We start from the raw sequence: 12,491 nt of genomic DNA, 5'->3' as shown, positions 1-12,491 counted from the left end.
CGTCAGGCTCTCGTCAGGCTCATGAGGGCCGATCGACCGGAGGAGAACCATGCAGGCCATCGTCGTCGACGACCAGGAAGCCGGTGTGGCCGGCATGGCGCTCGCCGAGCGCCCGACGCCCCACGCGACGGAGAACGACGTGATCGTCCGGGTGCACGCGTCCGGGTTCACGCCCGGCGAGCTCGAGTGGCCCGGGACCTGGACCGACCGGGCGGGGCGGGACCGCACCCCGAGCATCCCCGGGCACGAGCTGTCCGGCGTGGTCGCCGGGCTCGGCTACGGGACCACCGGCCTCACGGTGGGCCAGCGCGTGTTCGGCCTGGCCGACTGGACCCGTGACGGCACCCTCGCCGAGCTCGTCGCGGTCGAGGCGCGCAACCTGGCCCCGCTGCCGGTGGACGTCGACCACACCGTGGCGGCGAGCCTGCCGGTCTCCGGCCTCACCGCCTGGCAGGGCCTGTTCGTGCACGGGCGCCTGCAAGCGGGCCAGAGCGTGCTGGTACACGGGGCCGCCGGGGGCGTGGGCTCGGTCGTGACGCAGCTCGCCTGCGACGTCGGCGCGCACGTCATCGGCACGGGGCGCGCCCGCGACCGGGACCTCGCGCTCGACCTCGGCGCCCACGACTACCTGGACCTGGAGCACGAGGACCTCGCGGACGTCGGGGAGGTCGACCTCGTCTTCGACGTCATCGGCGGGGACGTCGGGGTCCGCTCCGTCCCGCTGGTGCGCATGGGCGGCACCCTGGTGACCATCACCGGGCCGCCGGAGGCACGACCCGCCGACGGGCGCGCCGTCTTCTTCGTCGTCGAGCCCGACCGGGCGCAGCTTGCCGGGCTCGTCGGCCGCGTGCGGGAGGGGCGCCTCCGGACGGTGGTCGGTGCGGTCGTCCCGCTGCAGGAGGCGCCGGCGGCGTTCGCCGCCCCGCGTCGGGTCCCCGGGAAGACGATCGTGCGGATCGGCGGCTGAGCCGTACTGCCGGGCACCCGACCGGGGTCGGGCCGCGCGGGTCCCGCCGTCAGGCGGGCTCGCCGACGAGCCACCGGAACCATGCGTCGGGCACGTCCTCGTCCAGGCGGCGCACCTCGTCGCCGGCGAGGACGCCGGTGGTGACGAGCCCGGTCGCGACGATCCGCGCGACGGCGCCCGCCCCGGGCGGGTTGAAGTGGGTGTTGTCCCGGCGCCCGTCGTCGGCGTGGAAAGAAGTGGTGCAGGGTGCGCTCCGGTCCGAGCTCCTGCCACAGCGCGAGCGAGTCGCGCTGCACGTCCACCAGGGGCACGTCCTCGCGCGCGGCGAGCGCACGCATCGCGGCGGGGTACTCGCCATGGGCGGGCACGGCCCGGCCGGCGTCGTCGAACCCGCGGCGTTCCACCGACGTCGCTAGCACCGGGCGCGCCCCGGCGGCGCGCGCGGCCTCGAGGTAGCGCGCCAGGTGCTCGGTGTAGGAGGTCCACGGCTCGGTGTATCGCTCGGGGTCCGCCGCCTTCGCGTCGTTGTGGCCGAACTGCACGAGGAGCACGTCGTCCGGCCTCAGGTCGCGGGCCAGGGCGTCGAGCCTGCCCTGCACGACGAAGCTCTTGGCGCTGCGCCCGTTGCGGGCGCGGTTCGCCACGGCGACCGAGTCGACGAGGTACCAGGGCAGGGCCATGCCCCAGCCCGTCTCGGGCGCGGCGGCCCGCCCCTTGGGCGCGGCGGTGAGTCGCCGGCGATGTGGACGGTGCACGTGCTACCGGGCATGTCTCGGGTCCTCGATCCGTCGGCCACGCCGCAACCCGAGCGGGAAGCGCTTGCCGGTCACCCTGGCCCGGGGACGACACGGCCCGGCCACGCGCATTCGCGCACGTCCAGGGCGTACCGTCAGCGTGGAGCCGCCTGGTCCTGTGCCCCGTCGCGCGCCTGTCTCTCGCGTGCCTGTCTCTGAGGAGTCGAAGATGCCCCGTCCACCGTTCCCGGCCCCCGTGCTCGACCTGCTGCGCCGCCCCCAGCCCGCCGTGATCGGCGTCGTCCGTCCGGACGGCAGCCCGGTGACGGCGGCCACCTGGTACCTGCTCGAGGAGGACGGCGAGGGCGGCGGACAGGTGCTGGTCAACCTCGATGCCACGCGCAAGCGGGTGGAGCACCTGCGAGCAAACCCGCACGTGAGCCTCACCGTGCTGGACGACGACTGGTACACGCACGTGACGCTGCTCGGTCGCGTCACCGCCTGGCGCGACGACGTCGACCTCGCGGACACCGACCGCATCGCGCGCCACTACACCGGCAACCCGTACGCGGCGCGCGAGATGGCCCGCGTCACGGCGGTGGTCGACGTCGACCGTTGGACGGCGTGGGGCGCGCTGCGTGGCGCGGGTGGTGGCGCGGCCGACACCCCGTCCGACACCGCGCGCTGAGGGAGGGCGCCATGCGTCTCGGCGTCCCCCGCGCGGCGGGCGCGGACCCGCGACTCGTCGCCGTCACCCCCGACGCCGCGCGCCGGCTCGTGGACCTCGGCCACGACGTCGTCGTGGAGCCCGGCGTCGGCGACGGCGCCCGTCTGCCCGCCCACGAGTACGTGGCGGCGGGGGCCCGCGTGGCCGACCGCGCCGACGTGTGGGCGGCCGACGTCGTCGTGACGCTGCAGGCGCCCGACGCCGCCGAGCTCGACCTGCTGCGCCCCGGCGCGACGCTGGTCTCGCAGCTCGCCCCCGCGACGAGCCCGGAACTGCTCGGCGCGCTCGCCGCCCGGGGCGTCACCGCCCTCGCGCTCGACGCGGTGCCGAGGATCTCCCGCGCGCAGGCGCTGGACGTGCTCTCGGCGCTGTCGAACGTGGCGGGCTACCGCGCCGTGATCGAGGCCGCGGAGGAGTTCGGCGGCATGTTCGCCGGCCAGGTGACGGCGGCGGGCACCACGCCGCCCGCGCGGGTCTTCGTCATCGGCGCGGGCGTCGCCGGCCTCGCGGCGATCGGCACGGCCGTCAGCCTCGGCGCCGAGGTCTACGCCTTCGACGTGCGGCCCGAGGCGGCCGAGCAGATCGAATCGCTGGGGGCGCGCGTCGTGCGCGCGGCCGACGCGACGCAGCAGGTCAGTGCCGACGGCTACGCCAGCGCCCAGAGTGCGGACCAGGAGGCGGCGGCGCTGCGCGCGTACGCCGAGCAGACCGCGGCGGCCGACGTCGTCGTCACGACCGCCCTCGTGCGCGGCACCGCGCCCACCACGATCACCTGGGCCATGCTCAACGCGATGCGGCCCGGCTCGGTCGTGGTCGACCTCGCGGCCTCCGGCGGGGGCAACTGCGAGGGCACGGAGCCCGGCCGGCGGGTGGTGACCGACCGCGGCGTCGTGGTGCTCGGGTACACGGACCTGCCCGCCCGCCTGCCGCAGCACAGCTCGCGGCTGCTCGGCACGGTGGTCGTCAACCTCCTCACTCTGCTCACGCCCGGCGCGGACGGCCGGGTCGAGGTGGACCTCGACGACCCGGTGGTGCGCGGCATGACCGTGGCCACGGGCGGGCAGGTGCTGTGGCCCCCGCCGCCCGTGCAGGTCTCGGCGGCGCCCGCCCCCGAACCACCGGAGGCCGAGCCGGCCCCGGCTGCCCCCGCGGGGCTGCGCCACCGCCGCCGGACCGTGCTCGCCGCCCTGGCCGCGGTGCTCGTGGGGCTGGTGGTCGCAGCGTCGCCGCCCGACGCCGTCGGGCACTACACGGTGTTCGCGCTCGCGGTCGTCGTCGGCTTCTACGTCATCTCGAACGTGACGCACGCGCTGCACACGCCGCTCATGGCCCAGACCAACGCGATCAGCGGCATCATCATGGTCGGCGCGCTGCTGCAGATCGGCGACTCCTCGCCGGTCGTCACGACGCTCGCCGTCGTCGCCGCGGCGCTGGCGAGCGTCAACGTCTTCGGCGGGTTCCTCGTCACGCGGCGGATGCTCGGCATGTTCCGTCGCGAGGACGCGGATCCCGGTGCGGCACCGGCGGCCGACGTGCGGGGCGGGGGTGCGTCATGACGGTGACGGCGATCGCCCAGGCCGTCTACCTCGTCGCCGGCGTGCTGTTCATCCTGTCCCTCGCGGGGCTGTCCGCCCAGGAGTCGGCGCGCCGCGGCACCGTGCTCGGCATGCTCGGCATGGGTCTGGCGCTCGCCGCCACGGTCGCGCTGGCGCTCGAGCGCTCGGAGCGCCCGTGGCAGGTGACCGCCGGGCTGATCCTGCTGGTGTTCGTGGTCGGCGCGGCCGTGGGGTCGTGGCGGGCGCGGCGCGTCGAGATGACGCAGATGCCCGAGCTCATCGCGCTGCTGCACTCGTTCGTGGGGCTGGCGGCCGTGCTGGTCGGGTTCGGGTCGTTCCTCGCTGAGCCGGCGGTGGGTGCCGCGGGCGCCGGCGTGGACACCGTGCACCGCGTCGAGGTGTTCCTCGGGGTGCTGATCGGTGCGGTGACCTTCACCGGCTCCGTGGTCGCCTTCGGCAAGCTGTCCGGGCGGCTGCCGTCGGCGCCGCTGACGCTGCCCGCGCGCCACCTGCTCAACCTGGTGGCGCTCGTCGCGTGCGGCGGCCTGCTCGCCTGGTTCCTCTCGGCCGGGCCGGGGGTGGGGGCCGCCCTCGTGCCGCTGCTGCTCATGACGCTGGTCGCGCTCGCGCTGGGCTGGCACCTGGTCGCGGCGATCGGCGGGGGCGACATGCCGGTCGTCGTCTCGATGCTCAACTCGTACTCCGGCTGGGCGGCGGCCGCCGCCGGGTTCACGCTCGGCAACGACTTGCTCATCGTCACCGGCGCCCTCGTGGGTGCGTCCGGCGCCATCCTCAGCTACCTCATGTGCCGGGCGATGAACCGGTCGTTCTGGTCGGTGGTGCTCGGCGGCTTCGGCACGGGTGCCGGTACCGGCACAGGCTCCGGCACCGCTCCGGGCGCCGACGCCGGGGGCGAGGTGCGCGAGACGACGCCGGACGCGGTGGCCGGCCTGCTCACGGCCGCCCGGTCAGTCGTCGTCGTACCCGGCTACGGGATGGCGGTGGCGAAAGCGCAGCACCCGGTCGCGGACCTGGCCCAACGGCTGCAGGCGCGCGGGGTGACGGTGCGGTTCGGCGTGCACCCCGTGGCGGGGCGGCTGCCGGGCCACATGAACGTGCTGCTCGCGGAGGCGCGGGTGCCGTACGACGTGGTGCTCGGCATGGACGAGATCAACCCGGACCTGCCGGGCACCGACGTGGTGCTCGTCGTCGGCGCGAACGACACGGTGAACCCGGCCGCCCAGGACGCGCCGTCGTCGCCCATCGCGGGGATGCCGGTCATCGAAGCGTGGAAGGCGCGCGACGTGGTGGTCTTCAAGCGCTCGCTCGCCACCGGCTACGCGGGCGTGCAGAACCCGCTGTTCTTCCGGGAGAACACCCAGATGCTCTTCGGGGACGCCAAGGAACAGGTGGAGAAGATCATCCAGTCGCTGTGACCGTCAGACCCGTGAGCTCGCGCTGATCGTCAGAGCCGCGAGTCCGCCTGCGACTCGTACACCGCGGCGTCGAGCACGCCGTCGGCGTGCAGGTACGGCGTCGCGTCCGGGACGGGCGTGGCGTCGATCGTGCTGGCGTCGCCGGGGACGTCGTCGATGCTCGGCATCACGGACGCGAGCTCGGAACGCCACTTGGTGAACCGGAACGGGAAGCACTTCTCGAGCAGGTCGACCATGGCGGACGCGGCGGTCGATGCGCCGGGGGAGGCGCCCAGCAGGCCTGCGATCGAGCCCTCGGCGCCCGTGACGATCTCGGTGCCGAACTGCAGCACGCCCTTGCCGCCGGCGTCGCGCTTGATGACCTGCACGCGCTGCCCGGCGGTGAGCTTCTCCCAGTCCTTGGGGCGTGCGGCCGGCATGAACGCCTGCAGGGCCTGGAACTTGGTCTCCGGGGACGCCGCGAGCTGGCCCACCAGGTACTGGGTGAGGTCGAGGTTCTTCAGCCCCGCGCCGAGCATCGACGTGAGGTTGTGCGCCCGCAGCGAGGTGATCAGGCCCAGGTACTTGCCCTGCTTGAGGTACTTGGGGCTGAAGCCGGCGTACGGGCCGAACATGAGGTAGGTCTTGCCGTCGACCACGCGGGTGTCGAGGTGCGGCACCGACATCGGCGGCGCGCCGACGTCGGCTTTGCCGTAGACCTTGGCCTGGTGCTGCGCCACGAGCTCCGGGTCGGAGGTGCGCAGGAATTCGCCCGAGATGGGGAAGCCGCCGAAGCCCTTGATCTCCGGGATACCCGCGGACTGCAGCAGCGGCAGCGCGCCGCCGCCCGCGCCGACGAACACGAACTTGGCGGTGACGGTGCTGGTGCGGTCGACGGCGTTCCAGGAGCGGTCCTTGACGCGCAGGCGCCAGCGGCCGTCCTTGGTGCGCTTGAGGGTCTTCACCTCGTGCTGCAGCGTGAGCTCCGCGCCGTTCGCGACGAGGGCGTCGACGAGCTGGCGGGTCAGGTTGCCGAAGTCGACGTCGGTGCCCGAGGTCGACCGGGTGGCGGCGATCGGCTCGTCGGCGTCGCGGTCCGCGGTGAGCAGCGGCGCCCAGCGGCCGACGGTGGCGCGGTCGGTGCTGTACTCCAGGTCGCGGAACAGCGGGTGCACGCGGAGGGCCTCGTGGCGCCGGCGCAGGTAGTCGACGTTCTTCTCGCCCCGCACGAACGTCATGTGCGGCGTGCGGCTGAGGAACGAGTCGTCCTTGAGGCGGCCGGTGGCGAGCAGGTGCTGCCACAGCTCACGAGAGATCTCGAACTGCTCGTTGATCGCCACCGCCTTGGTGATGTCGATCGAGCCGTCCTTGCGCTCCGGCGTGTAGTTCAGCTCGCAGAGGGCGGCGTGCCCGGTGCCGGCGTTGTTCCAGGGGTTGGAGGACTCCTGGGCCACCTCGTCGAGCCGCTCGTAGATCCGGATCGACCACGTCGGCTCGAGCTTCTGGAGCAGCGTGCCGAGAGTGGCACTCATGATCCCGCCGCCGATGAGGACGACGTCGACGTCGTCCCCTTGCGGGGTCACCTGGGCCGGGAGACGGGTCGTAGCACGCGAAGTCACCGGCCCACCATACGTCGTGCGTGAAAACTGTCACAAACAGTGAGAGCAACCTCACACAGGCCTGTGACCTGCAGTGATGTAGGTCACATCAGCCTCGGATGACGGGCCAGGTCAGGGCGTCGGGGCGGTCGACGACGGCCACGGCCCGAGCTCCGGCAGCGGCACCGCGGCGCCCTCGCGAGCGGCCGAGACCGGCCCGCCCGCCTCGCGTCCGGCGAGCCAGGCGGCGACGTCGCGCATGTCGCCGACGAGCTCGACGCGCGCGCCGGCGCCCTCCGGCAGCCGGATCGACAGGAAGTCGCGTAGGTGCGCGCAGAACGCGTCGTCCCACGTGTCGTATCCCAGGGCCGACGACCCCAGGCCTGCCGTCGCGTCCACGGCGTGGATGCGCGCCTCGCGCCACCAGGCGAGCAGCGCGTCGGCGAGGGTGCCGTCGCGGTACGCGACCGGCGCCGACCAGAGCCCGTCGCCCGGCTCCGGCCAGGCGGCGGCGGCGCGGGCGCGTGCCGCGGAGAGTGCGGCGACGTGCTCGGGCATCGAACGCCTCGCCCCCGCCTCGATGCCGGCGTCGCGCCCGGCCCTGCCGCCGTCGTAGGGAGCGACCTTCTCGCCGCGGGCGGCGAACTCCGCCTGGCGGGCGAGCGCGGAGGCGACGTTCGCGACGTGCGAGAGCACGTGCCCGCGGGTCCAGCCCTCCAGCGCAGACGGCTGCGCGCCGCCGTCATCGGGGAGCGTCTCCGCGACGGCGATCAGCGCGCCGAGCGCGGCGTCGGCGTCGGACAGCGCGTGTGCGAGGGCGGCGTCGATCCCGACGTCGGGGCGGTTCACGGCCACAGCAGCTCCTTGGTCCAGGCGGGGGCGATGTCGTTCTCGGGGTTCGGGGTGCTCGCGTAGCGCAGGCGGGACTGCCCCGCGTCGTCGCTCGCCTGCCAGAACTCGACCGAGGCGGGCGCGAGTACCCAGGAGGTCCAGGTGGGCGCCGTGAGCTCGGGGTCTGCCTGTGCCTCGGCAAGCCGGTCGGCGAACGTCGACCAGTACTCCTGGCGCGAGCCGAGCGGCTCGCTCTGGTGGCCCACCAGACCGGCGGCGCGCGACCCGTCCGGACGTGCCCGGAAGTCCGCGCCGCCCGCCTCCGGACCTGCCGACGTGGCGCGGCCCGTGATGCGCACCTGGCGCCCGAGCTCCCGCCAGAAGGTGGTGAGCGACGCGTGCGGGTTCGCCGCAAGGTCGCGGCCCTTGGGGCTGGACCCGTGCCCGGCGAACCACCAGCCCTCGCCGGTGACGTCCTTGATCACGAGGGTGCGGGCGTGCACGCGGCCCTCGGCGTCCGCCGTGGACAGGGTGGCGGCGTGCGGGGCGCCGATCCCGGCGTCGAGGGCGTCGTCGAACCAGCGCGCGAACATCTCCTGCGGCGTGGCGGGCGCGGTGGCGAGGTCGTCGAGGTCGACGCCGAACGGCGGCAGGCCGGGCGGGAAGGTGGGCAGCGCGCGCAGGCGCTCACGGAAGGTCATGCGGTCTCCTGTCGTGCGGTGTCGTGCGGTGTCGTGTCGTGTCGTCCCGTGTCCGCCAGGATCGTGACGAACCCGCGGACGGCGGCGCGCATGGCCTCCGGGTCGCCGGTGGCGCGGGCGAGCACGTACCCGCCCTGCACGACGGCGACGGCGGCGTGCGCGCGGTCGCGGGCGTCGTCGTCGGGCAGCCCGGCCTCGCGGAGGGTGGCCGCGACGGTGTCGAGCAGCCGGACGAAGTAGGCGGTGACGACGTCGCGCAGCCCGTCGTCGTCCATGACCGCCTGGTCGCTGGTGAGGCGGCCGACCTTGCACCCGGCGAGGGCGTCGCGGGGCCGCTCGACGTAGGCGATGACGCGATGGAGCGCATCGCCGATGTCGGTGGTCCCGTCGCCCTCCAGGTCGCGTCGCGCCGCGGTGAGAGCCTCCTCGACGGTGGCGCCCACGGCGGCGACGGCGAGGTCGTGCTTGGTGGGGAAATGGTGGTAGAGGCTGCCCTGCCCCACCCCGCTGGACTGCAGCACCTGGCGCGGGCTGGTGGGGCCCACCCCCTGTGCGGCGAACATCTCCTGCGCGGCGGCGACGAGCCGCTCACGCGCGTCGGTCGATGTGCTCATGACATCCAACATACCTACCTCTAGGTACGTTGGCTAGGGCCAGCCTGAGACGGACCCGCGGCGCGGTCGGAACGGGTCAGAAGTAGTCGCGCACGTGCACCTGGCGCCCGCCCCACAGGGCGTCCCACACGGCGTCGTGCCCGGCGGGCCCGGTGAGCCCGCCCGCGAGCCGCAGGTTCGCCGTCGACTGCGCGCCCGCGTAGGACTGCGCCAGCCCGGCCGAGGTGAAGGTGGGCCGGTCGCCGGTGCTGGCGTCGGCGTCGGGCACGACGCGCGCGCGCCCGTCCGCGACGTCCAGGGTCCAGGCCCCCTCGAGGTCCGGGGTGCGGGGGTCGGCCACGGCGAAGGGCACGCGGGCGCTGACCGGCGCGAGCCGCGCCGCCCCGAGCGCGCCGGCCACGTCGAGCAGGCGCAGCATGTACGGGCGGCTGCTCGTGGTGGCGGCGTGGTCGGGCAGCACGAGCCGTGACACGTCGGCGCCGGACCAGGAGCCCGACGTCGCGAGCTGCACGCCGCCGGCGACGGACGCGAACGAGCCGAGCACCCGCCACAGGGCGCGGGCCGCGTCGGGGTCGAGGGCGACGAGGTCGTCCACCTCGATGGTGTTCGTCCGGTCGTACCCGGACCCGCGGGACCAGCTCGCGAAGCCGAGCACCTGCTCACCCGGCCCCGCGCCGGCGACGGCGAGGCTCACGCCCGTGTAGTCGGCGTCGGGCCCGACCATGTCGCCCGGCTCCATGGCGAACGGCGGCTCGGCGCGGGACAGGGACCCGTTCTGCGCACGGGCCCAGGTCTCGTACACGCGGGCGATCGCGGGCACGTCGGTCGCCGTCGCGCGCCGGGCCCGCACGCCGTCCGCCGGTGTGCGCACCGTGGCGAGCGCCGACATCGGGACGTGGACGTCGTCGAACGAACCGACCACCTCGTACCCGAGGCTGCGGTAGACCCCCGCCGACGTCGGGTAGAGCGTCGAGATCAGGTCGCCCTGCGCGCGGGCCTCCGCCAGGGCCGCGGCGACGAGCGGACGCAGGAGGCCCTCCCCGCGTCGCTCCGCCGCGATCGTGACGCCCGCCAGGCCGGCGGTCGGGACTCGCGCGGCGTGGAACCACGAGGTGAAGGACCGCACCCCCAGCTCGGCGACGAGCTCGCCGTCGTCCGTCACCACCCACGGCCGGCTGTTCGGCGCGGGCCAGGCGTCGGGATCAGGCGCCGGCGCCGGGCGGGTGGGGACGCCGAACGCCTCGGCGCCGAGGCGGCGGGCGGCGGGGACGTCGGCGAACGTGCTGCGGCGGATCTCGAGGGTCACGACGGCGACGCTAGCGCGGCCCGGCCAGGGCGTCACCGCGATTTGCACCGTAGCGTGGTCCGCGTGGCCGTGACCTCGCTGCAGCGGCGCGTGCTCGTCGTCGCGATCCTCGCCTCGTTCGTGTCGTTCCTCGACGGCACCGTGGTGAACGTCGCGCTGCCCGCCATCGGGGACGAGCTCGGCGGCACCGGCGAGGCGCGGCTCAGCCTGCAGCAGTGGGTGGTGGACGGCTACCTGGTCACGCTCGGCTCGCTCATCCTGCTCGCGGGCTCGCTGTCGGACCTGTACGGGCGGCGCCGGGTGCTGGTGGCCGGGCTGCTTGGCTTCGCCGCGGCGTCGGTGCTGTGCGCCCTCGCGCCGACGGGACCCGTGCTGGTGGGGGCCCGGTTGCTGCAGGGCGTGGCCGGCGCCCTGCTGGTGCCCAGCTCGCTGGCGCTCATCATCTCGACGTTCGACGGCGAGTCGCAGGGGCGGGCCATCGGACGATGGACGGCGTGGACGGGCACGGCGATGATCGTCGGCCCGTTCGTCGGCGGCGGGCTCGTGGACCTGCTGTCGTGGCGCTGGGTGTTCTGGATCAACCTGCCGGTCGTCGTCGTCACGATCGTGCTGCTGCGCACCGTGCCCGAGGTGCGGGACACGACCGGGCGCCGGCTCGACGTGCCGGGGGCGGTGCTCGCCGCGACCGGGCTGGCGGTGGCCGTCTTCGGGCTGATCGAGCGGACCTGGGCGGCCGTCGTCGTCGGCGCCGTGCTGCTCGTCGGGTTCGTGGTGTACGAGCGGCGCGCACGCGACCCGATGATGCCGCCCCGCCTGTTCGCCGCGCGCAACTTCGCGTGGGGCAACGTCGCGACGTTCGCCGTCTACGGTGCGCTCTCGCTGGGCGGGTTCGTGCTGGGGTTGTTCCTGCAGCAGGTCGCGGGGTACTCGGCCACGGCCGCCGGGGTGGCGCAGCTGCCCTCGACCGTCGCCATGCTCGCGCTGTCCACGAGGTTCGGCACCCTCGCCGCCCGCCACGGGGCGCGTTGGTTCATGACCGTCGGCCCGATCGTCGCCGGGGCCGGCTACCTGCTGCTCCTCACAATGGACGCGGACGCGACCTACCTCACGCAGGTGCTGCCGGGCATGCTGGTGTTCGGGCTCGGGCTGTCCATCACGGTGGCGCCGCTCACGTCCGCGATCCTCGGGGCGGCCCCGCCCACCGACGCGGGGATCGCGTCGGCGGTGAACAACGCCGTCTCGCGCGTGGCGGGCCTGCTGACGGTCGCGTTCGCGGGGGTGATCCTCGGCGGGGTCCTCGACGTCGCGTCGTTCCACCGAGCGTTGCTCGTCACGGCCGGCCTGCTCGTGCTCGGTGGCCTGGTGAGCATGGTCGGGATCCGGGACGTGCGACGGCCGGGCGTCACAGGGGCAGCTTGAACCCCTCGTGCGACTGCGCGTACCCGAGCGACCGGTAGAAGCGGTGCGCGTCGGGGCGCTGCTTGTCCGAGGTGAGCTGCGCCAGCACGCAGCCGCGCTCGCGGCCACGGGTGTGCGCGTGCTCCATCAGGGCGCGGCCCAGCCCCTGCCCGCGCAGGCGGGCGTCGACTCGCACCGCCTCGACCAGCAGGCGGGTGGCGCCGTTGCGGGAGATGCCGGGCACGAACGTCAGCTGCATCACGCCGACGACCTCGCCGTCGAGCTCTGCGACCACCAGCTCGTCGTTCGGGCTCGACTCGATCGCGTCGAACCCGGCCTCGTGCGCCGGCCCGTAGCTGCCGGTGCGCGCCGCAGCCACGGCGTCGTCGGCGATGAGCTCGACCACGCGCTGCAGGTCGGCGCGCGTGGCGGGGCGGAAGCGGATGCGGGCGGCGGGGGAGTCGGGCACGGTTCGGAAAACTACCAGCGCCGGCCCGCACCGGGTGGTACTTTCGGCGCTGCGCACCGGCGACGACGGAGTGCGCGCCGATGGTAAGTGTGACAACGAGGGAGGTGAGTCCGATCCGTGCGTTGACAGGTCGGGGCTCCCTCCCGCGCATCGCCTAGGGAGCGCCCGCAGAGCA

Annotated in this window: 12 protein-coding genes and 1 pseudogene; 6 read left to right on the top strand and 7 right to left on the bottom strand. The window is 74.5% G+C overall.

What is annotated here, in order from left to right:
* Positions 1 to 49 precede the first annotated feature (49 nt).
* Positions 50 to 967 (top strand): NADP-dependent oxidoreductase, encoded by a 918-nt coding sequence (locus AC1C2W_RS12905; protein ID WP_495389625.1) that lies wholly within the window; start codon positions 50 to 52, stop codon positions 965 to 967.
* Between the two features lie 140 nt (positions 968 to 1,107).
* Positions 1,108 to 1,383, top strand: coding sequence for a hypothetical protein (locus AC1C2W_RS12900; protein ID WP_495413281.1), 276 nt, complete (start codon positions 1,108 to 1,110; stop codon positions 1,381 to 1,383).
* Here AC1C2W_RS12900 and AC1C2W_RS12895 read toward each other — a convergent pair.
* Positions 1,282 to 1,647, bottom strand: a pseudogene (locus AC1C2W_RS12895) (GDSL-type esterase/lipase family protein); the annotation flags it as partial. The gene AC1C2W_RS12900 and the pseudogene AC1C2W_RS12895 sit on opposite strands and share 102 nt — an antisense overlap.
* 283 nt (positions 1,648 to 1,930) lie before the next feature.
* Here AC1C2W_RS12895 and AC1C2W_RS12890 point away from each other — a divergent pair.
* From AC1C2W_RS12890 to pntB, 3 genes are read left to right on the top strand one after another with little or no spacing between them, the layout of a single operon-like run.
* Positions 1,931 to 2,389, top strand: coding sequence for a pyridoxamine 5'-phosphate oxidase family protein (locus AC1C2W_RS12890; protein ID WP_495389623.1), 459 nt, complete (start codon positions 1,931 to 1,933; stop codon positions 2,387 to 2,389).
* An 11-nt stretch (positions 2,390 to 2,400) separates the two neighbouring features.
* Positions 2,401 to 3,984, top strand: coding sequence for a Re/Si-specific NAD(P)(+) transhydrogenase subunit alpha (locus tag AC1C2W_RS12885; RefSeq protein ID WP_495389622.1), 1,584 nt, complete (start codon positions 2,401 to 2,403; stop codon positions 3,982 to 3,984).
* Complete coding sequence (pntB, locus tag AC1C2W_RS12880; protein WP_495389621.1) at positions 3,981 to 5,420, top strand: Re/Si-specific NAD(P)(+) transhydrogenase subunit beta; 1,440 nt, start codon at positions 3,981 to 3,983, stop codon at positions 5,418 to 5,420. Before AC1C2W_RS12885 ends, pntB begins: the two co-directional genes overlap by 4 nt.
* Before the next feature lie 29 nt (positions 5,421 to 5,449).
* On the opposite strand, the gene mqo is transcribed toward pntB, so the two are convergent.
* From mqo to AC1C2W_RS12855, 5 genes are all read right to left on the bottom strand, one after another.
* Positions 5,450 to 7,018, bottom strand: coding sequence for a malate dehydrogenase (quinone) (mqo, locus tag AC1C2W_RS12875; RefSeq protein ID WP_495389620.1), 1,569 nt, complete (start codon positions 7,016 to 7,018; stop codon positions 5,450 to 5,452).
* Between the two features lie 111 nt (positions 7,019 to 7,129).
* Positions 7,130 to 7,852: a maleylpyruvate isomerase family mycothiol-dependent enzyme gene (locus AC1C2W_RS12870; protein ID WP_495389619.1), complete on the bottom strand. Its 723-nt coding sequence runs from the start codon at positions 7,850 to 7,852 to the stop codon at positions 7,130 to 7,132.
* Entirely contained in the window at positions 7,843 to 8,529 is a 687-nt protein-coding gene (locus tag AC1C2W_RS12865) for a pyridoxine/pyridoxamine 5'-phosphate oxidase (protein WP_495389618.1), read from the bottom strand. Before AC1C2W_RS12865 ends, AC1C2W_RS12870 begins: the two co-directional genes overlap by 10 nt.
* A complete protein-coding gene (locus AC1C2W_RS12860; protein ID WP_495389617.1) occupies positions 8,526 to 9,143 on the bottom strand; it encodes a TetR/AcrR family transcriptional regulator in 618 nt (205 codons plus the stop codon). Before AC1C2W_RS12860 ends, AC1C2W_RS12865 begins: the two co-directional genes overlap by 4 nt.
* 76 nt (positions 9,144 to 9,219) lie before the next feature.
* A complete protein-coding gene (locus tag AC1C2W_RS12855; protein WP_495413280.1) occupies positions 9,220 to 10,449 on the bottom strand; it encodes a GNAT family N-acetyltransferase in 1,230 nt (409 codons plus the stop codon).
* Between the two features lie 63 nt (positions 10,450 to 10,512).
* Between AC1C2W_RS12855 and AC1C2W_RS12850 the strand changes: the two genes are divergently transcribed.
* The gene (locus tag AC1C2W_RS12850; RefSeq protein WP_495389615.1) at positions 10,513 to 11,868 is read left to right on the top strand and encodes an MFS transporter; all 1,356 of its coding nucleotides are present in this window, start codon (positions 10,513 to 10,515) and stop codon (positions 11,866 to 11,868) included.
* Here the strand turns inward: AC1C2W_RS12850 and AC1C2W_RS12845 are convergent.
* Complete coding sequence (locus AC1C2W_RS12845) at positions 11,852 to 12,316, bottom strand: GNAT family N-acetyltransferase (RefSeq protein WP_495389614.1); 465 nt, start codon at positions 12,314 to 12,316, stop codon at positions 11,852 to 11,854. The genes AC1C2W_RS12850 and AC1C2W_RS12845 overlap by 17 nt on opposite strands.
* Positions 12,317 to 12,491 lie beyond the last annotated feature (175 nt).

It is taken from the genome of Isoptericola sp. Y581, from assembly GCF_059445475.1.
The sequence above is the reverse complement of the archived record's forward strand: the minus strand, read 5'-3'. Positions and strand labels throughout refer to the sequence as shown.